At 68.0% G+C, this 25,510-nt stretch carries 18 protein-coding genes; 11 read left to right on the forward strand and 7 right to left on the reverse strand.

Going from position 1 to position 25,510, the window contains the following annotated elements:
- The first annotated feature begins 260 nt into the window (after positions 1 to 260).
- Genes ACWF5H_RS10620 through ACWF5H_RS10630 form a run of 3 tightly spaced genes read left to right on the forward strand, consistent with a single transcriptional unit; the run spans position 261 to position 6,297 of the window.
- On the forward strand, positions 261 to 806 hold the full coding sequence (locus tag ACWF5H_RS10620; protein ID WP_127511942.1) for a WhiB family transcriptional regulator: 546 nt from the start codon (positions 261 to 263) through the stop codon (positions 804 to 806).
- A complete protein-coding gene (locus ACWF5H_RS10625; RefSeq protein ID WP_452036700.1) occupies positions 710 to 4,219 on the forward strand; it encodes a glycosyltransferase family 2 protein in 3,510 nt (1,169 codons plus the stop codon). Before ACWF5H_RS10620 ends, ACWF5H_RS10625 begins: the two co-directional genes overlap by 97 nt.
- On the forward strand, positions 4,216 to 6,297 hold the full coding sequence (locus ACWF5H_RS10630) for a DUF5719 family protein (protein ID WP_452036701.1): 2,082 nt from the start codon (positions 4,216 to 4,218) through the stop codon (positions 6,295 to 6,297). The genes ACWF5H_RS10625 and ACWF5H_RS10630 overlap by 4 nt, the downstream gene beginning before the upstream one ends.
- 14 nt (positions 6,298 to 6,311) lie before the next feature.
- Here ACWF5H_RS10630 and ACWF5H_RS10635 read toward each other — a convergent pair whose 3' ends face one another.
- The gene (locus ACWF5H_RS10635) at positions 6,312 to 6,797 is read right to left on the reverse strand and encodes a metallopeptidase family protein (RefSeq protein ID WP_364646997.1); all 486 of its coding nucleotides are present in this window, start codon (positions 6,795 to 6,797) and stop codon (positions 6,312 to 6,314) included.
- A gap of 167 nt (positions 6,798 to 6,964) precedes the next feature.
- On the opposite strand from ACWF5H_RS10635, the gene ACWF5H_RS10640 reads away from it, so the two are divergent.
- From ACWF5H_RS10640 to ACWF5H_RS10655, 4 genes are all read left to right on the forward strand, one after another.
- The gene (locus tag ACWF5H_RS10640; RefSeq protein WP_364647000.1) at positions 6,965 to 7,354 is read left to right on the forward strand and encodes a DUF3499 domain-containing protein; all 390 of its coding nucleotides are present in this window, start codon (positions 6,965 to 6,967) and stop codon (positions 7,352 to 7,354) included.
- Positions 7,355 to 7,482: 128 nt separating this feature from the next.
- The gene (locus ACWF5H_RS10645; RefSeq protein WP_364647003.1) at positions 7,483 to 7,695 is read left to right on the forward strand and encodes a Trm112 family protein; all 213 of its coding nucleotides are present in this window, start codon (positions 7,483 to 7,485) and stop codon (positions 7,693 to 7,695) included.
- A 10-nt stretch (positions 7,696 to 7,705) separates the two neighbouring features.
- Positions 7,706 to 9,199, forward strand: coding sequence for an adenosylhomocysteinase (gene ahcY / locus ACWF5H_RS10650; protein WP_452036702.1), 1,494 nt, complete (start codon positions 7,706 to 7,708; stop codon positions 9,197 to 9,199).
- 198 nt (positions 9,200 to 9,397) lie between these two features.
- Positions 9,398 to 10,642, forward strand: a complete 1,245-nt coding sequence (locus tag ACWF5H_RS10655; RefSeq protein ID WP_452036703.1) for an Ig-like domain-containing protein — start codon at positions 9,398 to 9,400, stop codon at positions 10,640 to 10,642.
- A 121-nt stretch (positions 10,643 to 10,763) separates the two neighbouring features.
- On the opposite strand, the gene ACWF5H_RS10660 is transcribed toward ACWF5H_RS10655, so the two are convergent.
- Positions 10,764 to 11,585 (reverse strand): RDD family protein, encoded by an 822-nt coding sequence (locus tag ACWF5H_RS10660; protein WP_452036704.1) that lies wholly within the window; start codon positions 11,583 to 11,585, stop codon positions 10,764 to 10,766.
- 113 nt (positions 11,586 to 11,698) lie between these two features.
- Between ACWF5H_RS10660 and ACWF5H_RS10665 the strand changes: the two genes are divergently transcribed.
- On the forward strand, positions 11,699 to 12,691 hold the full coding sequence (locus tag ACWF5H_RS10665; RefSeq protein WP_452036706.1) for a stage II sporulation protein M: 993 nt from the start codon (positions 11,699 to 11,701) through the stop codon (positions 12,689 to 12,691).
- A gap of 355 nt (positions 12,692 to 13,046) precedes the next feature.
- Entirely contained in the window at positions 13,047 to 14,147 is a 1,101-nt protein-coding gene (locus ACWF5H_RS10670) for a TIGR01906 family membrane protein (protein WP_452036708.1), read from the forward strand.
- A 56-nt stretch (positions 14,148 to 14,203) separates the two neighbouring features.
- Here ACWF5H_RS10670 and ACWF5H_RS10675 read toward each other — a convergent pair whose 3' ends face one another.
- On the reverse strand, positions 14,204 to 16,015 hold the full coding sequence (locus tag ACWF5H_RS10675) for an AMP-dependent synthetase/ligase (protein ID WP_452036709.1): 1,812 nt from the start codon (positions 16,013 to 16,015) through the stop codon (positions 14,204 to 14,206).
- Positions 16,016 to 16,064: 49 nt separating this feature from the next.
- Complete coding sequence (locus tag ACWF5H_RS10680) at positions 16,065 to 17,708, reverse strand: dolichyl-phosphate-mannose--protein mannosyltransferase (protein WP_452036711.1); 1,644 nt, start codon at positions 17,706 to 17,708, stop codon at positions 16,065 to 16,067.
- 244 nt (positions 17,709 to 17,952) lie between these two features.
- Here ACWF5H_RS10680 and rsmI point away from each other — a divergent pair, with 244 nt between their 5' ends.
- Together rsmI and ACWF5H_RS10690 are read left to right on the forward strand one after the other, a co-directional pair.
- Positions 17,953 to 18,837: a 16S rRNA (cytidine(1402)-2'-O)-methyltransferase gene (gene rsmI, locus ACWF5H_RS10685; protein ID WP_364651253.1), complete on the forward strand. Its 885-nt coding sequence runs from the start codon at positions 17,953 to 17,955 to the stop codon at positions 18,835 to 18,837.
- A 216-nt stretch (positions 18,838 to 19,053) separates the two neighbouring features.
- Entirely contained in the window at positions 19,054 to 20,535 is a 1,482-nt protein-coding gene (locus ACWF5H_RS10690; protein ID WP_452036712.1) for an NAD-dependent succinate-semialdehyde dehydrogenase, read from the forward strand.
- Here ACWF5H_RS10690 and ACWF5H_RS10695 read toward each other — a convergent pair.
- The 3 genes from ACWF5H_RS10695 to ACWF5H_RS10705 are packed head-to-tail and all read right to left on the reverse strand — an operon-like array spanning position 20,523 to position 25,338.
- Complete coding sequence (locus ACWF5H_RS10695) at positions 20,523 to 22,898, reverse strand: transglutaminase family protein (protein ID WP_452036742.1); 2,376 nt, start codon at positions 22,896 to 22,898, stop codon at positions 20,523 to 20,525. The genes ACWF5H_RS10690 and ACWF5H_RS10695 overlap by 13 nt on opposite strands.
- Before the next feature lie 5 nt (positions 22,899 to 22,903).
- The gene (locus ACWF5H_RS10700) at positions 22,904 to 24,277 is read right to left on the reverse strand and encodes a DUF58 domain-containing protein (protein ID WP_452036713.1); all 1,374 of its coding nucleotides are present in this window, start codon (positions 24,275 to 24,277) and stop codon (positions 22,904 to 22,906) included.
- 5 nt (positions 24,278 to 24,282) lie between these two features.
- Complete coding sequence (locus tag ACWF5H_RS10705) at positions 24,283 to 25,338, reverse strand: AAA family ATPase (RefSeq protein ID WP_452036714.1); 1,056 nt, start codon at positions 25,336 to 25,338, stop codon at positions 24,283 to 24,285.
- Positions 25,339 to 25,510: the final 172 nt, after the last annotated feature.

A 25,510-nucleotide genomic window follows, 5' to 3' on the forward strand; every position in this document is an offset into this window, starting at 1 on the left:
CGCCTGTCGTGATGCGGCGGCGGCCGGGGTTTCGTTAGCTGTTGAGAGTGTGGCGTGTGTCACGACGGCAAGATTTTCGCGTGGCGTGCCCGGATTTGGGCCCGCGTGTCTCTAAGATTCCCGCCGGCACTTGACTTGGACCGGATTACACCCGTGTAATTAGGTATTAAACGTGTAACAGCATTCTCGTATTCGGCGCTGAGATCCAGCACTGGAGTCGAACTTAGCACCATGCTGGGACAGCAACACCGGGAGGGCTGATGGGGCAGGCAGAACGTATTGCGCACCGGCGAGAGCTAGAGGCACAGGCTTCGGCATCGCAGGGATCGCGCGGCGTACCGGCTGATTGGTATGTGGATCCGGCTGATCCGGCGGCGGCAGAGCGCTTCCGCGAATCCAGCCAACAGACGCTTGAGGACGCGGCTACCGCGTTCCTGGCGGCACACGAAGCGTTGGCGGAGGAACCCGAAGCAGATGTGCTGGAGCTGTCCGCTCCGCGCTTGCTGCGGGAACCGGAGGCCGAACCCGCGCAGAAGCCGCTCTGGATCGGTTTGCCGGGCTTCGGCACCGGCTACGAGGATGAGGGCGAACTCGGCTGGCAGGCCGACGCTCTCTGCGCGCAGACGGATCCGGAGGCGTTCTTCCCCGAGAAGGGCGGCTCTACCCGCGACGCGAAAAAGGTGTGTGGCGCGTGCACGGTGCGCTCCCAGTGCCTGGAGTACGCGCTGGCCAACGACGAGCGTTTCGGCATCTGGGGAGGGCTGTCGGAGCGCGAGCGCCGCCGGCTACGGAAAAGAGCGCTCTAATTCAGCAGCAAGTTCGCGTCACCGCCGTTGTTGTTGCCCATAACGGCGCTTCCTATCTACCGCAAACCCTGGCCGCGCTGACTCAGCAGACGCGGCCAGCCGATGTCTATCTTGGCGTCGACACCGGGTCATCCGACGCGTCCGCGGACCTGCTGCGTGCCCAACTGCCCGCCGGGGCCCCGGTGGCCTCGGCTTCCGGCCGCGCCGGCTTCGGCGCTGCCGTGCGGGTGGGGCTGGCCGAGCTGCCCAAGCACGCCGAAGATGACCCTGCGGCGCAGGAGTGGCTGTGGCTGCTGCACGACGACTCCGCGCCCGCACCGGACGCCCTGGAAGAACTGCTGCTCGCCGTGGAAACGGCGCCGTCGGTCACCATCGCCGGCTGCAAGCAGGTGGACTGGGACAACCCGCGCCGGCTGGTCGACGTCGGCCTGACCGTGAGCCGCTGGGCCGAACGGCTGACCATGATCGACCTGGATGAGCTGGACCAGGGCCAGTACAACGGGCGCAGCGACTTCTTCGCCGTCAATTCCGCCGGAATGCTGGTGCGCCGTGACGTCTTTGACCAGCTGGGCGGGTTTGACTCCGCCCTGCCCGGGACCGGCGACGACCTGGACCTGTGCTGGCGGAACCGGCTGGCCGGCCACCGGGTGGTGGTGGTGCCGACCGCTGCCGTCCGCCATGCCACCCGGGCCAGTGACCACACCACCGCCAAGGCGGCCCGCAAGGCACAAATTTATTTGCGCCTGAAGCACGCGGCGTGGTGGAAGGTGCCGTTCTTGTGGATTGGTGCCCTGCTGGGCGGGCTGTACAGCTTCTTAGCGTCAGTGGTAGCCAAGGACCCGATGCACGGTCTGCGGCAGCTCGGCGCAACCCTGGTCGCGCTTTTCCGCCCGGTCGGCTACTTTGCCTCCCGGCGGGAGGCGGCGAAGACCCGCAGGACCTCGCGGGGGATAGTGCGTCCGCTGATGGTGCCGCAGCGCGAGGTCTGGTCCTACCGCCGTTCGCTGGCTGAGTCCCTCCGCCCCGAACTCGCCGCCGGCGTGGTGGGGGACGGTTCCGGCACGGATGCCGGCAGCAGCGACCAGCCCACCGGCGGGTCCGACGACTTCGCCGCGCTGGCGGCGCCCGCGCGGAACTGGGTCGGTACGGGACTGCTGGTTGCCGCCGTCGCGCTGGCCATCGTGTCCGCGGTGGGCATGTTCGACTTCTTCGGCGCACCAGCACTCGTCGGCGGCGGCTTGCTGCCGGTATCCGCGACCGTCGCCGAGATCTGGCACAACGCCTCCAGCTGGTGGGTCTCGCTCGGCTCGGGGATGTCCGGGCACGGTGACCCTTTCGGCTACGTGCTGGCAGTCCTGGCATTGCTGGGGCTCGGGAACGGATCTGCCGCCGTCCTGACGCTGGTCATGCTGTCCATGCCGCTGGCCGCTGCCGGTGCCTGGTTTGCTGCCGGGGCTCTCACGCAGCGGCGCGGCCTGCGCTTCTGGGCCGCTATTTTCTGGGCCAGCGTTCCAGTGTTCCAAGTTGCCTTGGGTACTGGACGCCTGGGCGCGCTGATTGCCCATTTGCTGATCCCGTGGGCGGTGCTGGGGCTGTTGCGGGCCACCGGTTCGGCCGTCCAGCGAGTCGATGCCAACCGCCCGTTGCTGCCGCACGAGACCGTGCACAAGCCCGGAATCAATGGGAATCCTTCATGGACCGCTGCGGCAGCGGCCGGGCTCTGCCTTGCTGCTATCACTGCGTCCGCGCCGGCGCTGCTGCCGGTGGCCGTTGTCTTCGTTCTCATCCTGGTGCTCTCCTTGGGCCGCCGGGCCAAGACCGTGTGGTGGTCGCTGGTCCCGCCGTTGGCGCTTGCCCTGCCCATGGTCATTGCCGCACTGAACCAGCCGCGGGCGCTGTTGAGCGACCCAGGCCTGCCGATGGCCTTCGACGCGGCCCCGCTCTGGCAGCAGCTGATGGGCTTCCCGCTGGCCTTCGGCCCCACCGATGGGCTCGCCGGAGCCGGACTGTTGGAGGACCTGGCCCACGGGCCGTGGGCGCTGGTTTACGCACTGGTCGCGGCCGTGCCGATGCTCGTGCTTGCAGTGGCCGGCGCAATCGGGGGCGACGGAGCCGCCCGCGCACGACTGCTCTGGCTCGGCGCCTTCCTGGCGCTGGCCGCTTCCTACGGCTCGTCCATGCTGGCCACCGCGGTGGCACCCGGTGCCGTGGTCACACCGTTTACCGGTCCCTTCGTCTCGGTGGCAATGTTCCTGCTGCTGGGCGCGGCACTGATCGCCGGAAACCGGATGCAGCTGGGAATGGACTCGTGGGGACGGTCGCGCAGCGGCCTGCGGCGCACGGTGGCGGTGGCCGCCGTCGTACTCCTGGGCCTGGGCCCGGTGGTGGGCCTGGCGCATTGGCTGGTACCCCAGTTCACCGGCTACACTGCCTCCACCGAGGCCCGTTCACTGACCGATTTCGGCACGCAGATGTCCGTGGCGCCCGGTGCCGACCGCACGCTCCCGGCCACGGCCGCTGATCGAGGAACCGGGCCGGAGCAGGCGCGCGCGCTCGTACTGACCGCGGGGACCGGCGGTACCGTGACCGCGGCAGTGATGCACGGTGCCGGAACTACCCTCGATCAGCTCTCGAGCATTTATGCGGCACGGACGCTGGACGGTCCGCTGCTCGAGGCCGAAGTGGGTGCCGACGATGATGCCGACGCCGAACTGCGCAATACTGTGGCCGTCATCGTGGCGGGCACCGGGGTGGATCCGCGGCAGTCGCTGGTGCGCCTGGGCGTTGACTTCGTGGTGTTGCAGGAATCCGACACGGCGGCCGAACTGCTGGCCGGGCGCATTGACGCCGTTCCCGGGCTGACCTCCGTGGGACGCACCGATGCCGGATGGCTCTGGCGTGTAGTGGGGACGACTGCCGACGACGGCACGGAGGCCGGGGCGCAGACGGCGCGGGTGCGTTTGGTTGATGCCAACGGCACGCTGCTTCAATCCGTTCCGTCCGACTGGACCGCGGCGGGAGGCGAGATTCCCGCCGGCGAGTCCGGACGACAGCTGATCCTGGCCGAAAGGAAGGATCCGGGCTGGACAGCCACGCTGAACGGCCAGCGGCTGGAGGCATCGGAGGACGGCTGGGCGCAGGCCTTCGAGGTCCCCGCCGCCGCAGGGACCGTGAAGATCGGTTACGCCAGCCCGTGGTCGCCGTGGATCGGTATCCTGCAGGTGCTCGCTATTGGACTGACCGTCTTGCTGGCCATCCCGATACCGGCCCGTCGGCGGTTCACGCCGCGCCGGATCGACCACATCAAAACCACCGGGGCCGATGCCAGCACCGCCGAACTACAACGTGCAGCTTTCGAAGACCCGGACGACGGCGCCACGGCAGCCTTGGCCGGAAAAGGACAGCAACGATGACCGAAACAGGCGGCCGCGGTAACCAGCCGGATCCGACAGGAGCAGAGACCGGGGCGGCAGCCTCGGACGGAGCAGCCGAAGGCGGTATGACACCGCACCAGGAAACGGCTGCCGAGGCCCAACCGGCCGCAGCTGAGTCGGCCCGGCCGGAAGCAATTGTGCCTGCCGAGCCGGCGGACGCCGCGCCTGCCGAAACGGCTGCTGCCGAGTCGTCCAAGCCAGCCGCAGCGGAGGCCGCCAATCTGGCTGCCACCAAGGCTGCCCCGCCGGCGGACGCAGCGCCTCCGCAGTCGGCTGACTTAGCGACTGCTGAAACGGCCGCTGCCGGGCCGGCCGAGCCAGGCAAGCCGGCCGAGCCGGCCGAGCCAACCAAGCCGACCGAGGCCATACGCCCGGCCGAGTCGGAGCAGCCGGTCGACCGCAAGGCCGCCCGGAGGGCCGAACGGCGGGACCGCACCCGCGACGCCGCTGCGGGCAAACCGAAGGTGAGGTCCAAGGGTGCCGCCGGCCCCGGTGCGCGGCAGGACGGAGGGCGGCGGACCCTGGGCGCCATCGCCGGAGCAGGCATAGTGCTGCTGACCGGCGCGGCGGTTGCCGCTGGCAGCTTGGCGGACATGCCGAGTGCCGCCACCGAGCTTCCACCTGTTTCCGCCGCCGTCCCGGCTGGCGACTACACCGCAGCCTGTCCGGAGCCGCTCCGGCTGTTGGACTCGGCTGCCGAGGCCACCGACCCGCAATTCAGCCCCGTCTCCACCACGGCGCAGACCAGGGCGCGGGCCCTGGTGCTCAGCGACCTGAGCGGCAATGTCCCGGGCAGCGAGCTGGCTGAACTCGGCGAGGACACTCCGCTCAAGCGCATCGCCGAACCGACGGAAGAGTCCTCCGGCGAGACCAAGGTGGTCGCATCCGTGGTGTCCGGGCAGGAGTTGTCCGCTCCCACCGTGCTGCGGGCCGACCCGGTGGGGGAGACCACCGCGCTGGCCGGGGCAGCGATGTCCTATCGGGCTTCCGACGGCGACCTGCGCGGCCTGGCCGCGGCCAACTGCATGGCGCCATCCAACGATTTCTGGCTGCTCGGCGCCTCCACCACCGTGGGTGCCACCTCCGTGCTGAAGCTGCACAACAGTTCGCAGACACCGTCCTCGGTCAACCTCGAATTGATCTCCGGCGAGGGACAGATCCAGGCTGCCGGCACCCGCGGGCTGCTGGTGGCACCGGGAGAATCCCGCTCCATCGTGCTGGCTGGTTTGGCCGCCAACCAGGAATCACTGGCCGTGCGCGTCCAGTCCTCCGGCGGACCGGTGACAGGCTTCATCCAACAGAGCGTTCTGCGCCAGCTGACGCCCGGTGGCGTCGAACTGCTGCAGGCATCCGCTCCCGCCGGGACGCGCCAGCTGGTTGCCGGGATCGCCGTGCAGGATGAGAAGCTCGCGCGGAAGATCCGCGAACAGGACGGCTATCAGAACGCCGCGCCGGCGCTGGAGGTAGCGGTACCGGGTGTGACCGACGCTGTCCTTGAAGTGCGGGTCATTGGCCCGGACGGACCGGTCAGCCTCCCCGGCGGCGGCGTCATCACTGCGGCCGCCGGCAGCATCACCAGAGTTCCGCTCGATTCATTGCCGGGCGGCACGTATTCCGTTGAAGTCAGCTCGGATGTCTCCATCGCGGCCGCCGCACGAGTCAGCAGGGCAACCGAGGAAGGGGCGCCGGTGGACTTCGGCTGGGCGCCCGCCACCGGCCGGCTCGGCGGCAACCACCTGGCAGTCGTCCCCGGCGGCGTCAGCTCCCGGATGGCCTTCAGTGCGCCGTCCGGTGACGCCCAGCTGGAAATTACCCCGGTGGCCGTGGACGGTGGACTGGGGAAGAAACGGACGGTCAAAGTTCCCGCCGGAACCACCGTGACGCTGAACCCCAAGGCCGACGGCGCCGATCCTGCGGCGTGGTTAATCAGCGCGTCGGGCGAAGCCGTCTACGGTGCCCAGACGCTGACCAACGGCGGCTCGGCCGACGTTGCGGTCCTTCCGGTGCCCGCCGGGACGCAGGCGCAGAACGCCGTACCGGTCAACATCGGGTACTGACCCCAGCGTCTCCGTCAGGGGCGGGTGCGGCCGTAGCCCGGGTCGACGGCTTCGGGCGCCATGTTCAGCAGCTGGGCGGTCTGCTCCACCACCACATCGTGGATGAGCTCCGGCAGTTCGGCCCGCAGCCGGGCTGCCATCTGCACCGGATGCCGGAAGACGGTCACCACTGCCGGACGGCCCGGAGCGGCCGGCGTGAAGCTGCCCAGCGGCGACGCTTGGCCTCGGGCCAAGAGTTCCTCGAGATGCGGTGGGATGTCCTCGACCACGAATTGGGCTGCTTCAATCCGCTCGCCCCAGAAGTACTCCAGCCGCTCGGCGGACTCGGAAACCCACTGCTCGAATTGCTCCGGCCTGGTCAGGTGACCCGGCAGGTGGGCGGGCAGCAGATCGCCGCGCAGTCCGCGGCCCCGGCGGTTTCGGCGTCGTGCGCTGAACGGACGGCGCCAGCCACCGCCGTCGCCACCCAGCGAAACAGTCAGTGATGGTCCGTGTTCCATATACCGACTTTAAGCCCGACGGCGAGAATTCGGCACTGGCGGGCAGCGGTGCGCCGGAAGCGCCCGGAGCGGCGGCGCCCCGAGAGGCCTGATTGTGACCTAATCTTTCCGCACCTGCCCGTGCCGGTGGCCCGGAAGCCGAGCGGCCCAGAGTAGGATTCTTTCTCGTGGGATCCATTCGTCAATGTTCACGCTCGGCCTGTCAGCGGTCGGCCATCGCTACTTTGACGTACGTATATGCAGATTCCACCGCCGTGCTTGGCCCGCTGGCAACCTATGCTGAGCCGCACTGCTACGACCTCTGCGCCGACCATGCTGAGCGGCTGACCGTTCCCCGCGGCTGGGAAGTCATGCGGCTGGCGCTGCCCACGCAGGCACCGGCCCCCAATCCTGACGATTTACTGGCCCTGGCCGACGCAGTCCGTGAGGCCGCCCGCACCCCGGAGATCCCCGATGAGCTGCCCCAGCCGCGCGGGCAGCGTGAACCGCTGGAGCCGCCGGCGGGTGCCGCCGGCACCCGACGCGGGCATCTCCGCATTCTGCGCGGACAACCGTAGAACGATACGCTGGGAGGCGGGCAGCCCGCATTCCAGGCAACCTGCTGTCCGCTGCGAGGCCCCGCCCCGCCGTCCACCGGACGCCGGCGCAGCCGAAGCCGCCGATCGAACCGAAGGACAACATTCGCATGGCACATCTGACATCCGAGCTGCTGGCGGTCCTACGCTGCCCGGTGACCGGTTCATCCCTGGTCCAGGAGGGTGACGAGCTGGTATCCACCGGCCGCACCGCGGCAGGTGAGCGGCTGCACTACCCGATCGAAGACGGCATCCCGGTGCTTTTGCCGCAGGCAGCCCCCGGCACCGACTCCACCCCCGACAGCCCCGCCGACAACGCTTAGGAGCATGACTGTGACGATCGATTACAAGGTCAAGGACCTCTCGCTGGCTGCTGCCGGCCGGCACCAGATCCGCCTGGCGGAGCACGAAATGCCGGGTCTGATGGCCCTGCGCGAAGAGTTTGGCGCAACCCAGCCGCTGGCCGGTGCCAGGATCGCCGGTTCGCTGCACATGACCGTACAGACCGCGGTGTTGATCGAGACCCTGACCGCGCTGGGCGCCGAGGTCCGCTGGGCATCCTGCAACATCTTCTCCACCCAGGACGAGGCCGCCGCCGCCATCGTGGTGGGCAAGGGCACGCCGGAAGACCCGCAGGGTGTGCCGGTCTTCGCCTGGAAGGGCGAAACGCTCGAAGAATACTGGTGGACCGCAGAGCAGATCCTGACCTGGCCCGGCGCTGCGGAAAACCCCGAGCTGGGGCCCAACATGATTTTGGACGACGGCGGCGATGCCACCCTGCTGCTGCACAAGGGCGTGGAATTCGAGGCGGCAGGCGCTGTGCCTTCGGCCTCCGCCGAGGACCCGCACGAGTTCACTATCATCCTGGACGTGCTGCGCGCTTCGCTGGCCAAGGACCCGCAGAAGTTCACCCGGGTGGCCGCCGGCATCCGCGGCGTCACCGAAGAAACCACCACCGGTGTGCTCCGCCTCTACCAGTTGGCGGAGCAGGGCCAGTTGCTGTTCCCGGCGATCAACGTCAACGATGCGGTCACCAAGTCCAAGTTCGACAACAAGTACGGCATCCGCCACTCGCTGCCGGACGGGATCAACCGCGCCACGGACGTGCTGATGGGCGGCAAGACCGCCGTTGTGTGCGGGTATGGAGACGTCGGCAAGGGCGCAGCCGAGGCGCTGCGCGGCCAGGGCGCCCGCGTTGTTGTCACCGAGATCGACCCGATCTGTGCCCTCCAGGCAGCGATGGACGGCTATCAGGTCACCACCTTGGACAAGGTGGTGGGCGAGGGCCACATCTTCATCACCACCACCGGCAACAAGGACGTCATCATGGCTTCGGACATGGTCAGGATGCGGGACAAGGCCATCGTCGGCAACATCGGCCACTTCGACAACGAAATCGATATGGCCGGCCTGGCCAAGGTCGCGGGCGTGCAGAAGGTGGAGATCAAGCCGCAGGTCCACGAATGGGTCTTCGAAGCCGGTTCCGACGCCGAACGCTCCATCATCGTGCTGTCCGAGGGCCGGCTGTTGAACCTGGGCAACGCCACGGGCCACCCGTCGTTTGTGATGAGCAACTCCTTCGCCAACCAGACCATTGCGCAGATTGAACTGTTCACCAAGCACGGCAAACCGGCCGAGGGGTCGGCCACCGGCGAGCCCGAGTACGCCAAGCAGGTCTACGTGCTGCCGAAGGTGCTGGACGAGAAGGTAGCCCGGCTGCACTTGGACGCGCTCGGCGTCGAACTCTCCGAACTGACCAAGGAACAGGCCGAGTATCTGGGCGTGGACGTGGCCGGCCCGTACAAGTCGGACCACTACCGCTACTGATCCAGAAATAGACAAAGACGGCGATGGGCACCTCAGGTCCCCATCGCCGTCGTCGTCCCCGGGATGGTTACCGGATTGTTGGACGGCCGCGCCGCGCCATGGCCCGGAGCAAGCCGCTGGGCGACCTACCATGGAAGCAGGGCCGTGCTGTGCCCTGGCGGCGCGCAACATGCCGTGAGGTCTCGAGTTTGGGTTGGGATGACTGAGGAAAAAAAGAAGCGCAAGGGCCTAAAGATTGCGCTGCTGTGCATCATCGGCGTGCTGGTGGCTGCCGCGGCGGCCGTCACCGCAGCCACCGTGGCGTCGCCCACCTTTGCCGCGCAGCTCGGACGCATGCTGGCCGTCGCCCCCGCCGAGCGCCCGGGTTTTTCGGAACCGGTCGCCAAAGCGATGTCGGTCGGCGTCAACCCGAAGGACAAGGCCGTGGAGGTCAACCCGGCCACCGTCCCCACCATCACCGCCAAGAACGCCTCCATTAAGGACGTGGTGCTGGCCCCGGCAAAGGGCGGCGAACCGGTTGCCGGCGATCTGTCCTCGGACGGCAGCGTCTGGAAAGCCACTCAACGACTGGACTTTTTGACCAAGTACGACTTCAGCTACACGCTGGTGGACAGCGCCGGAGCCGAAACCGCCAAGCAGCAGAGCTTCACTACGGTGCTGGCGCCCAACCAGGCCGACGGATGGATGTACCCGCTGGACGGACAGCACGTGGGCATCGCGCAGCCGCTGGAGTTCAACTTCAGCGAACCGGTGTTGAACAAAAAGAAGGTGGAGGAGGCCATCAAGATCACCACCTCCGCCGGACAAAAGGGCGAGTTCTACTGGTACTCGGACACCAAGGCCCGTTACCGGGCGGCCAAGTACTGGGCGCCCAACAGCACGGTCACCGTGGACATGAAACTCTTCGGCGTGGAGTTCGGCAACAAGATGATCGGAATGAACGACGAGAAGATCACCGTCAACATTCTTGATGACCGCCGGGCCATCGTCGACAACAAGACCAAGACCATGAAGATCTACGTGGGCGGCCAGCTGGCCCGGACCTTCCCGGTTACTCTGGGCGACGCCAACTGGCCTTCCAGCAAGGGCATCCACCCGATCATGGACATGCACAAGTCGCTGCCGTTCAACCCGCGCAGCATCGGGCTCAAGCCCGGCGACCCCGACTGGTACGAGCCGTTCAACGCCAAGTACGCCAGCAGGCTGAGCAACAGCGGCGAATTCGTCCACACCGCGCTGGACCCCTCGGCTCTGGGCGTGCGGAACATTTCGCACGGCTGCGTGGGCATGTCAGAGGCCGGCGCACGGTACTTCTACGAGACGATGCGCACCGGCGACATTGTGGATATCCGCAACACCGATGGCGGTTTCCTGGACCCGACGGACGGTTTCGGCGACTGGAACGTTGACTGGAAGACCTGGAGCTCGCAAGACAAGGGCTAGCCGGAACGTCCGTAGGGAACCTCTGCGCGCGGGACCTGGCGGAACTGGCTACCCTGCGCAGGGCCAGCGGATCCCGCAGCGTGCGCGCCGGGCGCAAGCCGTGTGGCCGGGCCTCCGTGCTTCAGCGGCCCTGGCGTCCCTCGTCCTGGAACGGCAGGGAATGCAGCCGGGTGCCGCGCTGGACGGCGCGGTCGTGTTGCCGGGATAACCGGGAAAAGTCGCGTTCGCGCCGCTCTGCCATGACCGCCAGCAAGTACATTTCCGGCGGCGTGCCAGCCGGCGGCGGGGGAGAGACGTAGCCGGAAGCCTCGTTGGCCAGGGCCGTTGCCAGCCTGGCCCGGGAGGCCGGGATCATCTTGGGCGCTTGGGACAGGAACTGCACAATCCTGCGGGCCAGCGGTTCCGGCAGCCGTCCCATATCCGCCAGCTTCACCCACGGTGCCAGCTGCGGGGGAATGTCCGGCAGGAGCTTCGGCATGACCCCGACGCGCTCCCGCATGCTGTACGTGCCGGCCAGGAGATCGCCCAGACGCTTGGACCTGTCGTTGAATAGGGCCGCCATGAAGGCCACCGAACCGAGCAGCAAGTACAGTTCGAAGACCGCCAGCAGACCCCGGATCACAGCATGCCGGAAGCGGATGGCACCGCCGTCGTCGCGCACAATGCGCAGGCCCATGATCCAGCGGCCGAGCGACTTGCCGCGGGTCAGCGTCTCGACAGCAAAGGGCACAATCACCAGGAAGAACAACACCACCGTGATGGCCAGCGCCCGGGCGGCGGCGGCGTCGAAGCCGACATCCAAAGTTTCGGCCAGCAGCACGAAGGCGGCAATCAACAGGGCCACGTTGGTCAGCACGTCGATCATCGAACTGAGCGCGCGCACCCCGAAGGATGCCGGCCGCAGCTCCAGCACCACAGCCTCGCCGGTGATGACGTTGCTCATCGGACCCCTTTCCCGGGCGGCCCGTGCCGCCTGGTTCCACTCTATCGATCCGGGCGCCGATCGACCGCCCGTCCGGACCGCCGGCCCGGTCCCGCGCCGGATAGGCTAGGGGTGTGGATATCGATGCCTTCACCGCTGTGCACCAGCACGACTGGAAGCGGCTGGACGAACTGAGCGCCAAGCGCAGGCTCACAGGCGCCGAGGCGGATGAACTGCTGGTGCTCTACCGGCGCACCTCGACCCACCTGTCAATGATCCGCTCGGTGGCGGCCGAAGGCCAGCTGTCGGCGGCCCTCTCCACCCGACTCTCACGCGCGCGCACGCGCTTCACCGGCGCCCGCTCCAATTTCGCCCGCGACGTCGCCGAATTCTTTGTGCTGTCTTTGCCCGCCGCGTTCTACCGGCTGCGGTGGCTGACCGTCATCATCGGTGCCGTGTTCATCCTGGTCGCGTGGCTGTTCGGCGCCTGGGTCGCGGGGAACCCCGAGGTCATCAAGGCAATAGGTTCGGACGAGGAAATCCGCAAATACGTGGAAGAAGACTTCGTCAATTACTACTCGGAAAACCCCAATGCCTCGTTCGCCGGCATGGTCTGGACGAACAACGCCTGGATCGCCGCGCAGGCGGTGGCCTTCGGCGTGACCGGTCTGTGGGTGCCGTACATCCTGTTCATGAACGCCCAAGGCGTCGGGATGGCCGGCGGAATGATGGCGGCCTACGACCAGTTGGACGTCTTTTTCCTCTACATCCTGCCGCACGGGTTGATGGAAATCACCGCGATCTTCATCGCCAGCGCTGCCGGGCTGCGGATCTTCTGGTCCTGGGTTTCGCCCGGACGGCTGACCCGCACCGCATCGCTGGCCCGGGAGGGCCGGTCGCTGATCACCGTTGCCCTGGGGCTGGTCCTCGTGCTCTTCATCTCCGGCCTGGTGGAGGGTTTCGTGACGCCCAGCGCGCTGCCGGACTGGCTGCGGCTGGGCATCGGCGCGCTGGTGCTGGCGGCGTACTGGACCTACACACTGGTGCTGGGCCGGCGGGCCTACCTGGCGGGAGAGCGCGGCGACCTGGGCCGGTTCGACGCGGGCGAGACTGCCGTTACCGTCTAGAAGCCGGGCGGCCGCGCCCGGGGTGGCAACCGCGAAGCGTCGCCGGCCGGCGGTAGTCTCATAACCAGAGAGGCCAGCGGTACAGAAAGAGGCGACGGACGTGGCAGTCGAACAGACAAACCCCGGCGGAGACGGACGCAGAGCCCGGACGGTTCCCGGAGAGGCCACCGGCGTTGAGCCAGAGCGGGCTCCCGCGCCCCCGGTACCTGCCGCCAACGGCCGTTTTCGGGACGGAGCCAACCCACTTCCCATGCGGCGGCCCAGCCGGCTGCCGGATCTGAGTGCCGTGCGGCAGGGCGGCGGTACGGCGCCCGACGGCGGTGCCCCGGCTGGTGCCGGAATCGAACCGACAGCCGTGGCTGCTGCGCCTAGCCCCGACCGGCGTGAGCCGGCCGCTGCCCATTCCGGTGCGGCGTCCGGCGGAGAGAGCGAGAGCACCAGCGCCGGTGCCAGCACCAGTGCCGGTGCCGCTGCCGCCCCGGTTGGATCGGGCACGGCCGGCCTTGGCCCTGCCGGGAGCAGCACTGTCGGCACGGACCGCGCGGAGCCGTCCGTCCGGAAACCGGTGCCGGCCGCACCGCCGGCTCCTCCCGCCGGGACGGCCACGCCGGCCGACGGCGGCGAAGCGAACCCTGCGACCACAGCGCTCTCTGTCCGTCCGCCCCGTTCGGAGGTGGTGCGCCGCACCACGGCACGCGAGGAGGCAGTGAACGCCAAGCCGCTGGCCGGACGCATCCTGCAGGTGGTGCTGGCCGTGCTGTTCCCGCTGCTGCTGATCATCGGGGCCCTCCGGTTGGTGGCCACGCCGCTGTTCCTGTGGGCCGAATACCACCGCCCCGGTTTCCCGGCCGACAGCTTCGGTTTCAGCACCGATGACCGGATGACGTACGGTTCCTATGCGGTGGACTACCTGCTGAATTTCGCTGGCCCGCGGTACTTGGGCGACCTCACCGGCCCGAATGGCGGAAGTCTTTTCCTGGACTCCGAAGTCAGCCACATGGCCGACGTCAAGGGCGTCTTCCTTGCGGCGATGATTGCCGGTGCGGCCATGCTGATCCTGGCCGTGGTGTGCGTGGTCTACCTGGCCCGCCGCTACCACGGCGGTGTGCGGCGCGGCCTGTTCGCCGGCTCGGCGGCGACGCTGATCCTGATTCTTGTGCTGGGTGTCCTGTGTGCGCTCAACTGGCAGCAGTTCTTCACCGACTTCCACCGGATCTTCTTTGCGGACGGTACCTGGACCTTCTACGTGGACGATACGTTGATCCGGCTCTTCCCGGCGCAGTTCTGGATGGACTCCGGAATTGTCATAGCCCTGCTGGTATTGATGGTTTCCTCGCTGGTGCTGGCCCTGACCTGGCCGACGCGCGGACGGCGGAACCGCAGCGCGGCCGCCGCAGAAGAACAGCGCCGCCGGCACGAGCTGTTGCTCGCCCGGGAGACGGACCAGACGGCGTAACGCTGCCGGAAACACCCGGGAGGCAGGGGCCAACCGGCGGCTGCTACGCCCGGCAGCTAGCCGTAGAGGCCGTCGACCTGCCCGGCGAAGTCCTCCAGCACGGCCATGCGCTTGAGCTTCAGCGACGGCGTCAGGTGCCCGGAAGCTTCCGTCAGGTCTTCCCGCAGCACGTGGAACTTCCGGATCTGCTCCGCCCGCGAGACCAGCCGGTTGGCATGGTCCACGGCTTGCTGCAGCTCGGCCCGCACCGCCGGATCATCCGCCGCGGCGGCAAGGGCCATCGGGCCGCGGCCGGCGGCGGCGAGCCAGCCGGCGAGTTGCTCTTCATCCAGCGAGACGAGTGCGCCGATGAAGGGGCGGCCTTCGCCCACCACCACCGCCTGGGAGACCAGCCGGTGCTCTCGCAGCGCGTCCTCCAGCGGCCCGGGCGCCACATTTTTGCCACCCGCGGTCACCAGCAGATCCTTCTTGCGCCCGGTGATGGTGAGGTAGCCGTCGTCGTCGAGGGTGCCGACGTCGCCGGTGCAGAAGTACCCGTCCCGGAAGGATTCAGCGTTGGCAGCGTCGTTGTTGTGGTAACCGGGGGTGATGCCGATCCCCTTGATCAGGACTTCGCCGTCGTCCGCGATCCTGATGCTGGTGCCCGGCAGCGGCAGGCCGACGGTGCCGATCCGGTTGGCCCGCGGCAGATTGACCGCGGCGGGGGCGGTGGACTCGGTCAGCCCGTAGCCTTCGAGTACGGGCACGCCGATGCCGGTGAAGAAATGCGCCAGCATCGGATTCAGCGCGGACGCCCCGGAGACGGTGTACTCCACCTGCCCGCCGAAGGCCGCCCGGAGCTTGCCGTATACCAGCTTGTCGAACAGGGCTCGCTTGGCCTTCAGCGCCAGGCCGGGGCCGGCGCCGGTGCCGCGGGCCTGCGCAGCCCGGGCTTCCGAGTAGGCGACCGCCGCCTGCGCTGCCGCGTCGAAGATCCTGCCTTTGCCGCCGTCATGGGCCTTCTGACGGGCCGTGGCGTAGACCTTCTCGAAGACGCGCGGCACCACCAACAAGAACGTGGGCTGGTAGCTGGCCAGATCCTCGATCAGCTCGGCCATGCTGGAGGTGTGGCCCATTTTCACTCCACCGGCCAGGCAGATCACCTGCACCGCCCGGGCCAGCACATGGGCCAGCGGCAGGAACATCAGCGACTTGGCCTCCGGACGCTTCAGGATGTCCGGCAGGAACTCCACCACGTTGACGGCCAGTTCCGCGAAGTTGCCGTGGCTGATGATGCAGCCCCGCGGCCGCCCGGTGGTGCCCGAGGTATAAACCAAGGAGGCCGCGTCCTGCATGCCGCGGGAGGTGCGGCGCAATTCGAGTGCTTCGTCGGTGACTGTGGATCCGGCCGCCTTCAGACTGTCCAGTCCGTCGGCGTTTCCGTCCAGCTGCCAGACGGGAAGCTCGGCCGGCAGCCCGGACATGGCCTGGCGCACCACGGCCGCCTTGGCCGCGTCCTCCGCGAACACCATGGTGGCCGCGGAGTCCTGCAGTATCCACTGCACCTGAAGCGGGGAGGACGTCTCATAGATGGGGACAACGACGGCTCCGGCGAACCAGCCCGCCAGATCCACCACCGTCCACTCGAAGCGGGTCTTGGACATCACCGCAATGGTGTCTCCGGCCTCGACACCGGAAGCCATCAGGCCCCTGGCCAGCGCCGTGACCTCGGCCAGCAGTTCGTCTGCCGAGACATCGGACCACGCGCCATCGCGCTTGACGGCGTACAGCGCCCGTTGCGGGCCACGCTGGTGCTGGGCCACCAGGATGTCGGTGATGTTCGACCCGGCCGGCATGGCCGCCAGGAGTTCTGTTACCGCTTCGCGCACTTCGTGCCCACCTTCTGCTTCCCGGATAAATCGTGTTGTCTTGCCTGTATCAAATCCAGCTCGGCATCCACATCCGCCAGCGCCACTGGTTGTAGTCGATCAGCTCGGCGGTCCAGACGGGCAGGAAGAACGCCGAGACCAGGAGCGCTGCCGCCACAAACAGCCCCACCACGAGCACGCCTTGGCGCCGGCGCCAAGGCGGGTCGGTCGGCCGGCCCAGCGCCAGCCCGAGCGTGTAGGTCAGGGCCAGCACCAAGAACGGTTGGAAGGAGATGGCGTAGAAGAAGAATGTGGTCCGCTCCGGGTAAAGGAACCAGGGCAGATAGCCGGCCGCGACTCCAGCCAGGACGGCGCCTGCGCGCCAGTCCCGCCGGCCGGCCCAGCAGAAGAGCAGCACCAGCAACGACGCCGCGGCAGCCCACCAGATCAGCGGATTACCGACGACCGTAACCGCTTCCGAACAGCTGTTGACCGCATGGCAAGCGCCCTGGCCGGCTTCTTCGGAATGGTAGTAGAACGACGTGGGGCGGCCCATGAACAGCCAGGTCCAGGCATTGGACTCGTACGGGTGCTCCGAATGCAAGCCATTGTGGAAGGCGTAGGCGCTGCGGTGGTATTCGGCCAGCGAGCGCAGCCAGTCCGGCAACCAGCCCCAACTGTCGGAAGGGTTTGACGCCGCCCAGTTCCGGTCGTAGGCGTTGTCGGAGCGCAGCCATCCGGTCCACGATGCCAGATACGTCAACGCGGCAACGGGGATCATGGTGAAGAACGCCGGAACACCGTCACGGAGCACACCTGCCGAGAACCACTCTGTGATGCCCGCCGTCCGGCGCGCGCTGAGATCCCAGAGCACGCACATGAGGCCGAACGCGGCGACGAATGCCAGCGCGGACCACTTGGTTCCCACCGCGAGGCCCAGGCAGACACCGGCGGCCAGCCGCCACGGCCGCCAGAGCACCCATGGGCCGTACAACAGCCGCGAAGGGTGGGGCACCCCGGACGGGCCGGTGAGCCGAGCGATTTTCGCGGCCAGCCGGCGTCGTCCGTCGCTGCGGTCCAGCAGCAAACAGCCAAACGCAGCGACAACCCAGAACATCAGGAAAATATCCAGCAGCGATGTCCGGGAGTGGACCAGATGGTGGCCGTCGATGGCAGTCAGCAAACCCGCGATGCCGCCCAGCGCCGTCGACTTGAACAGTGCCTGGGCGATCAGGGCGATGATCAGGATCGACAGCGTGCCCGTGAGCGCGGCGCCGAACCTCCAGCCGAAGGCGTTGTCGGAGCCGAAGAGCCACATTCCGGCGGCGATCATCCACTTGCCGACGGGCGGGTGCACCACATACTCGGGGGTATCCAGCAGGACGCCCGGGCGGCCGGCGTTGAAGGAGTCGTTGGCGTTGTCTGGCCAATCACGTTCGTAGCCGGACTGCAGGTAGGAGTAGGCGTCTTTGACGTAATAGGTTTCGTCGAACACCAGTGAACCCGGTTCGCCCAGCCGGTAGAAGCGGAGCACTCCGCCAAGGGCGGCGATAAGCAGGGGGAGCAGCCAGGCCCAGATGCCGAATTGCGCCGGGACACCCAGCAGGCGGCGCCGCAGCACCGCTTCGCTGAAGGCCCGACCCGGCGATTCCAGCCAGCGTCCGCGGCGGGCTTCCGCGGCAGGAGCGGGCATGGTGTGGGTCACGGCCCTCATGTTACCGGCCGGTAGGCCGACGGGTGCGCCGCGTCGCCATATGGGTTGCCGGCCGCCCCAGAGCGGCCCTCGCTGCGGTGAGGCACATACCGACTCTATATAAGGTGCCGGCGAAACAGGCGAACCAGCTGAGAAGGTGCCGGCGCTCAGAGGCCGAACGGTGCGGGCGGCACGGTTGACCCGATCGACCCACCGGGTGCCCTTCTGGATTCCCGGCCGCCGGGCTGCGGGTAGGGTTGAACTCGTGAATGAGCGGGAGGCTGGCGGTCCGGCATCGGGGCAGCCAGGGCAGATTGTGTTGGCAGGTACGCCGATCGGCAATGTTCGTGACGCCTCGCCGCGGCTGGTCGAACTGCTCCAGACTGCCGACGTGGTCGCGGCCGAAGACACCCGCAGGCTGCACAAGCTGCTGCAGCTATTGGGCATCACCGCCGGCGGCAAAATCATCAGCTACCACGAACACAATGAGGCAAGCCGCACCGCCGATCTGCTGGACCTGGTCCTCGCCGGCAGCACACTGGTGATGGTGACCGACGCGGGCATGCCGGCGGTCTCCGATCCCGGCTTCCGATTGGTCGAGGCCGCCGTGGCAGCGGGAGTCCTGGTGACCGCCGTGCCCGGTCCCTCGGCCGTGCTCACGGCGCTGGCATTGTCCGGCCTTCCCACCGACCGCTTCACCTTCGAAGGATTCCTGCCCCGCAAACAGGGGGAGCGCGCGGCGCGGCTGGCGGAGCTGGCCGCGGAGCGGCGGACCATGGTGTTCTTCGAGGCGCCGCACCGGCTGGCGGCCATGCTGCGCGCCCTCGACGCCGGGTTCGGTCCGGAACGACAGGCAGCCGTGTGCCGGGAACTCACCAAGCTGCATGAAGAAGTGCTGCGGGGCCCGGTCCGCGAACTGCTGGAGTGGGCCGAAGCAGGGGATGTGCGAGGTGAGATCGCCGTGGTGGTGGCCGGTGCGCCGGAGGCAGCCCCCGAACGGCCTGAAGACCACGTGCAAGATGTCAACGCCTTGGTTGCCCAGGGTGCCCGGCTTAAGGAAGCGGTGGCCGCGGTGGCAGCCGATGCGCGGATCAGCAAGCGGGAATTGTACTCGGCGGTGCTGGCCGCCCGCTCGGATACCGTCAGCTGAGCACCCGCGGCAGGGAAAACCGCCGTCGTCACATAACGCCTTTGCGCCCGTTCGATGCAGGTGCTGCGGGGCAGCCGTTGGTATTGTCGATCTGCACAGTAGGGACCGCGGAACGTAGTGCACCTTCGCATTTACACCCGTGAAGCGGAAACCTACTGTGAAGGAAACCGGGCACTGCGCCCACGGACTCAATCCTGAACACTTGGAGGCACCGCCATGGCTGAAACCGCAGCCCGCGAAGCAGAACTGCTCGCCAAAGTACCCACCGGCCTGCTGATCAACGGCGAATGGCGCGACGCCTCCGACGGCGGCACCTTCGAAGTGGCCGATCCGGCCACCGGCAAGGTGCTGGCCACCTTGGCGTCCGCCACCAGCGAGGACGCGCTCGCCGCCCTCGACGCCGCTGACAAGGTGCAGGCTTCCTGGGCCCGCACCGCTCCGCGTGAACGCGCCGAGATCCTGCGCCGGGGCTTCGAGTTGGTGACGGAGCGGGCCGAAGACTTCGCCCTGCTGATGACCATGGAAATGGGCAAGCCGCTGGCCGAATCCCGCGGCGAAGTGGTTTACGGCGCCGAATTCCTCCGCTGGTTCTCCGAAGAGGCCGTCCGTGACTACGGCCGCTACCTGACCACGCCCGAGGGCAAGAACAAGATCCTGGTCACGCGTAAGCCGGTTGGCCCGTGCCTGCTGATTACGCCGTGGAACTTCCCGCTGGCCATGGCCACGCGCAAGGTCGGACCCGCCATCGCCGCCGGTTGCACGATGGTCCTTAAGCCGGCCAAGCTCACCCCGCTGACCAGCCAGCTCTTCGCCCAGACCATGATGGAAGCAGGCCTTCCGGCCGGCGTGCTGAATGTGGTTTCGTCCAAGAGCGCGTCCGGGATCTCCGGGCCGCTGATGCAGGACTCCCGCCTCCGCAAGGTTTCCTTCACGGGTTCCACCCCGGTCGGCAAGCAGTTGCTCAAGGACGCGGCGAACAACGTTCTGCGCACCTCGATGGAGCTCGGCGGAAACGCCCCGTTCATCGTGTTCGAGGATGCGGACCTGGATAAGGCCGTCGAGGGAGCCATGGCTGCCAAGATGCGCAACATGGGCGAGGCCTGCACTGCGGCCAACCGCTTCCTGGTCCAGGCTTCCGTGGCGGAGGAATTCACCACCAAGTTTGCCGACGCCATGAAAGCGCTCAAGACCGGGCGCGGCACCGAGGCAGACACCACGGTGGGCCCGCTGATCGACGGCGGCGCCCGCGACGACGTGCACGCCCTGGTCACCGCGGCAGTCGAAGCCGGCGCGTCCGTCAGCACCGGCGGCGCACCCGTGGACGGAGACGGTTTCTTCTACCAGCCGACCGTGCTGGCCAACGTTCCGAACGACGCCGACATCCTGCGCAGCGAGATCTTCGGCCCGGTCGCACCGGTGACCACGTTCGAAACCGAAGAGCAGGCCATCGCCTTGGCCAACGCCAGCGAGTACGGCCTGGCCTCCTACATCTACTCGCGCGATGTGAACCGCATGTTCCGCGTCTCCGAGCAGATCGAATTCGGCCTGGTGGGCTACAACGCCGGCGTGATCTCCAATGCCGCCGCACCGTTCGGTGGGGTGAAGCAGTCCGGCATGGGCCGTGAAGGTGGCGCAGAAGGACTGGACGAGTACACCACCGTCCAGTACATCGGCATCGCGGATCCCTACGCCAAGTAGCTCGGATCCTCCCGCCGGCCGTCCGCTCCGGACGGCCGGCGGCTGAACAACGAAGCCGGCCAGAACAGCCCGGCCAGGCGCCGCCGCCAGCCGGCCCGCTCCTGGAGCCTGCCCTTGACGGTTTCCACATCGGTCCACCGGGCGGCGTTGTCGCCGTCCGGTGCCGGCGTCTCCGGAGCCGCATACGCCGCCCGCTCGTAGCCTGCGCGCAGCCGGGACAAAGCGGCGGAGGACCGGCCGGCGACCACCCCGGCGTCGTCAAGGCGCTGTTGGAAAGCCCGCGGCGTCTCCGTAGCCGCGGCCGCCCAGCCGAGGTCCTCTGCGGTATCCACTGCTTCAACCCACGCGGCGACGGCGGCCCTGCGCCCGGTTCCGCCGGCCGCCAGCGCCGTCCGTCGCCGATTCGTGCGACGGCGGCGCAGCACCAGCGGCGCCAGCAGGAGGCCCAGCACGACGGCCGCTGCCGACGCCGACCACAGCTGGCGGGAGAGCACGTCGTCCTCAGCCGGAGCCTGCGAACCGGATTCCGCTGACTCTGCCGCCGCGCCGGTGGCCGGCCGGGGCTCGCCGGTGGGCCTCAGGACGTCGTCCGCCGTAGTGGGGGAGCCGGGGGTGGTTTGGGCCTGAGCGTAGGCCGGCAGCACACCGCGTGACGGGGTCGGCTCGAAGGAGACCCAGCCCACGCCGTTGAAGAAGAGCTCGGGCCAGGCGTGGGCGTCCCTGGAATCGACCTCGAATTCCTTCAGATCCCCGCCCGGGCCATCATCGAGTACGGTTCCGGTGGGGCGTCCCGGTGCGTAGCCGACCGCCATCCGGCTGGGGATGCCCGCGATCCGGGCCATGATGGCCATGGTTGCGGCGTAGTGGATGCAGTAGCCGGACTTCTCCTCCAAGAAGGCCGCCACCACCTCGAAGCCGCTCTGGTCGTAGCCGCCCTCAACGGGTGCCTGTTCGGAGTATACGAAGCCGGGTGCCCGCAGATATGTCTGGATGGCCATGGCCTGCTCGTACGGGCTGTCCAATCCGTCAAGCACCGTCGCGGCCGTATCGGTGATAATGGAGGGCATGCTGTCCGGGAGCTCGGAGAAGACCGAATCGACTATCGCGTTGTTGGTTGGCTCGGCGGCTCGGAGCACGTCCCGGGTCAGCCGGGGTTTGACGCTGCGCACCTCATAGTCCTGGTTGGCGGTGGTGGTTCCTGATTCTCCGCGGATGTTCAGCGTGCTCGGATCCCAGCTCCACTGGCCGCGGGCGCCGGAGACCTGCGCCGGGGCGTAAGGTGCCAGCAGCCACGGGCTGGTGAAGGATGCCGTGCTGATCCGCGTGGTGGTCACCTCGCCGGCTGCCAGCAGGTTCTGCACGCCGGGCACGTCCAGTTCGTCGATTCCCGTCCGTTTATTGCCCCCGAATGCGCTGGGGCTCCAGCGCGCGCCGGTCAGGTTTTCCAGCGTGACCGAGCGCAGGTACAGCGGCTCTTCCGCATCGGTGGCATAGGTCATCCGTCCAAAGGCGCCCGGGCGACGGAGATTATCGCCCAGATTCACCACCGGATTCAGCCCGGTCGGCGAACCCCAATTGAGCCGCGAACCCTCCGGGAATAGACCGGACGAGAAGCCCGGGATGGCCAGCGGGAGCACCAGCGCGGCCGCCAGCCCGGCTGCTGCGATGCCCGAGGCGCGGCGGAGTTGTTCGGCGGACGCCAAGCGTCCCCTGCCGCCGCCGTCGGAGGCCAACCAGTGGGCGCATCCCAGCAACAGCAGATAACCGGCGGCGGCCGCCAGGAAGCCGGCCGTGCCGATGCTGTTCGGTTTGATCATGGCCGGGACAGAGGCCAAACCGAGCAGGCCCAGGCCGCTGATGGCAGGCATCTGCAGCGGAACGGCCAGAGTGTCCACCAGGAGGGCGATCAGCCCGACTCCCACACAGGCCGCCAGCGCAATGCCGTTGTTCACCAGCACCGGTGCCACCTGCGAGACCACGGTGTCCCGGGCTTCCTCCAACATGGGATCCAGGGCCGCGAAGGTGCCGGGTCCGGGGATGATGCCCAGGAAACTGGTCGGCGCCAGGAACATTGCATTCACCGACATCACCAGGGCAGCGAGTCCCAGCAGTGCCCCCGTCAGCGGTGGCCAGTCCAACCGGCGGGCCAAGCCGGTGGCGGTCTCGATGGAACACACGGTCACGGCGACCGGGAACAGCCAGCTCCAGCCCTCGAGGACACCGCGCAGGTTGGCGGCGGTGAGCAGGACTGCAACAGCGACGGCGGTGCTCATCAACCACGGCGCGAAGCCGGGGGAGGGGGGCCGGCCGCCGCTGCGACCGGATGCTCCGGGGGTACGGCGTTCGGTGGGCCGTTCCAGCATGACGGTCACTGCGCCGCTCCTGTTCCCAACGGTTCGATCCGGTCGCCCAGATCGAAGTGCGCCCAAGCGGCCGACACCGAGGCTTTGGGGCTGACCGCAACGGTGCGCCAGCCACCGGCGCGCAGCAGGTCCATCGACGCCCGCGCGAGCTGTGGCCGGTCGGTAACGATCAAAGCGAAGGCATGCGAGCCGAATTCGGCGGCGGGGGCCAGCAGGCGCGCTTCGTCGCTGCCGATCTGGCCCAGCACCGCGACAAGCGGCCCCTTGTATTTGTGCGCCGCCAGTTTGTCCATCAGCCGGTCCCCGAAGGCGGGTGCGGCCGGATGCCGCTCGGACTTGCGGTGGTCGTCGGCCAGGCCCAGCGCGGCCAGTCCTTCGGCCAGGTCCTGGTAGCCTGCGGGCCCGTCGAATTCCTCTTGGCCGGGCGACGGCGCCGACGGGGACTCGAGGACCGCCGCCGCGGCGTGGATGTCCAGGAGCCGGACCGTGTAGTTGCGCTGGAGGAAGTCGTTGGCGGCCGAAGCCACGGCCGTGACGGCCCACTCAAAGGCCGGCGAGGTGTGCAGCAGGTCGCCGTGATGGCTGCCCCCGTCGCCGAAGGACGGCATCAGACCGGTGCCGAAGGCAGAAGCGCGCCGGTCCAGCACGATCGTGGCCTGCGGTGTGGTCACCGATTCTTCCTGGCGGACCATGAGCTCGCCGTGCCGGGCCGTCGCCGCCCAGTGGACCCGGCGCATCGGATCGCCGTAGCGGTACTCGCGGGTCATCACGTCGTCGTCGCTGGGATTGGCTTGCCGCCGAGTGCTCGCCGTGCCGTCGGAACCGCGTGCCCCGGTCAGCGAGGTGGCCGGCAGTTGCACCGGGGCCGGCGTCACCACTAGGGGGCTGGTTTCGCCCAGATGATGCCGGTGATTAGCCAGCCCAAATGGGTCGGTGAAATCGGCCGTGACCGGGCCGATGGCGAACAACCCGCGCTGGTTGGAGCGGAGCTTGTATTCGTAAATGCTCGCTCCGGAGCGGGACGGGTGCCGCGCCGGGAACCGGAACGACGGAGCCTTGCCGAAGCGAGGCGGCAGTTGCTCCTCCATATACACGAGTCCGGACAGGCCTCCGCTGCGCCGCACCGTCAACTCGACCTGGGCCACCACGCCGGTTTCGACGGCGGCCGGCCGGAACTTCCGCCCCACGATGAACTGCGGTTTGAGCAGCACCATCGCCGCCGCGGCCAGCAGCGGGAGCCCAACCAGGAACACACCCAGCGTGAGCAGGTCGCGGCGGCCCAGCACCTGCGCCAGCAGCAGCGCCAGTATTCCCGTCGCCAGGATTCCCCAGCCGCGCAGCGTGATGTACCGGGTGGGCAGCCAGCCGAACGCGTCCATGTGCGTCAGGGGGATACGCGGCGGGACTCGCCGCCGACCGGGACTTTGGCCACCACCGAAGCCACCACGCTGGAAGCGTCTTCGCCGGCCGTCACGGCTTTCCGGTCGAGGATCAACCGGTGGGCGAGCACGGCTTCGGCAACGCTGGCCACGTCATCGGGAAGGACGAAGTCGCGGCCGTTCAGCGCCGCCGTCGCCTTGGCCGCCCGCAGCAGCTGGAGCATGGCTCGCGGGCTTGCCCCCAGCCGCAAATGCGGATGCTCTCGAGTGGCCCGGCCGATGTTCACGGTGTATTCCTTCACAGCGGGCGAGACATACACATCGCGGACCGTGGCGACCATGCTGCGCACTTCGTCCACCGTGACGACGGGACGGACCGCCACCAGCGGCGAGACGGACTGATGGGTCTCCAACATGTCCATTTCCGCACGCAGGTCCGGGTAGCCCATGGAAATCCGGGCCATAAAACGGTCGCGTTGCGCTTCCGGCAGCGGGTAGGTGCCTTCCATCTCGATCGGGTTCTGCGTGGCGATCACCATGAACGGGGTGTCCAGCGGGTAGGAGGTACCGTCCACCGTGACTTGGTGTTCCTCCATGCATTCGAGCAGCGCCGACTGGGTTTTGGCCGAGGCGCGGTTGATCTCGTCGCCGATGACGATGTTGGCGAACACCGGTCCCGGCCGGAATTCGAACCGGTGCTTGTCCTGGTTATAGATGGAGACACCGGTGACGTCGGAGGGCAGCAGATCAGGAGTGAACTGGATCCGGTGCACGCTGCAGTCGATGGTTTTGGCCAGAGTCTTCGCCAGCATGGTTTTGCCGACGCCGGGCACGTCCTCCAAGAGCAGATGCCCCTGTGCCAGCAGCACTGTGAGTGCCAGCCGGGCCGCCTCCGACTTGCCGTCGATGACGGTCTCGATAGCGGCCCTGATCCGTCCGCAGGCGTTGTGGAACTCGGGCAGTGCGAGTCCCTCGCCCTGTCCCAGCTCAGCGCCGTGTCCCAGCTCGGTGCTGTTGGAGCGGATAGTCCCGGCCTCTGCCATGTCCTGCTGCGTATCCATGAAAGTACCTTCCGGTATGCCTTCCCCGAGGGCCGGTTGTCTCAACCCTACTGGTTGCCTGTGTGATGCGGTAGACACCGCGTTGACTCATAGAAAACCTCCGCGTAGCCGGATACGTTGCCTCATTTGAAAACCTCCGCGTAGCGGCGTGTTGGACGGTGGTGGCCGCTGG

It is taken from the genome of Arthrobacter sp. NPDC055138 (genome assembly GCF_053607305.1).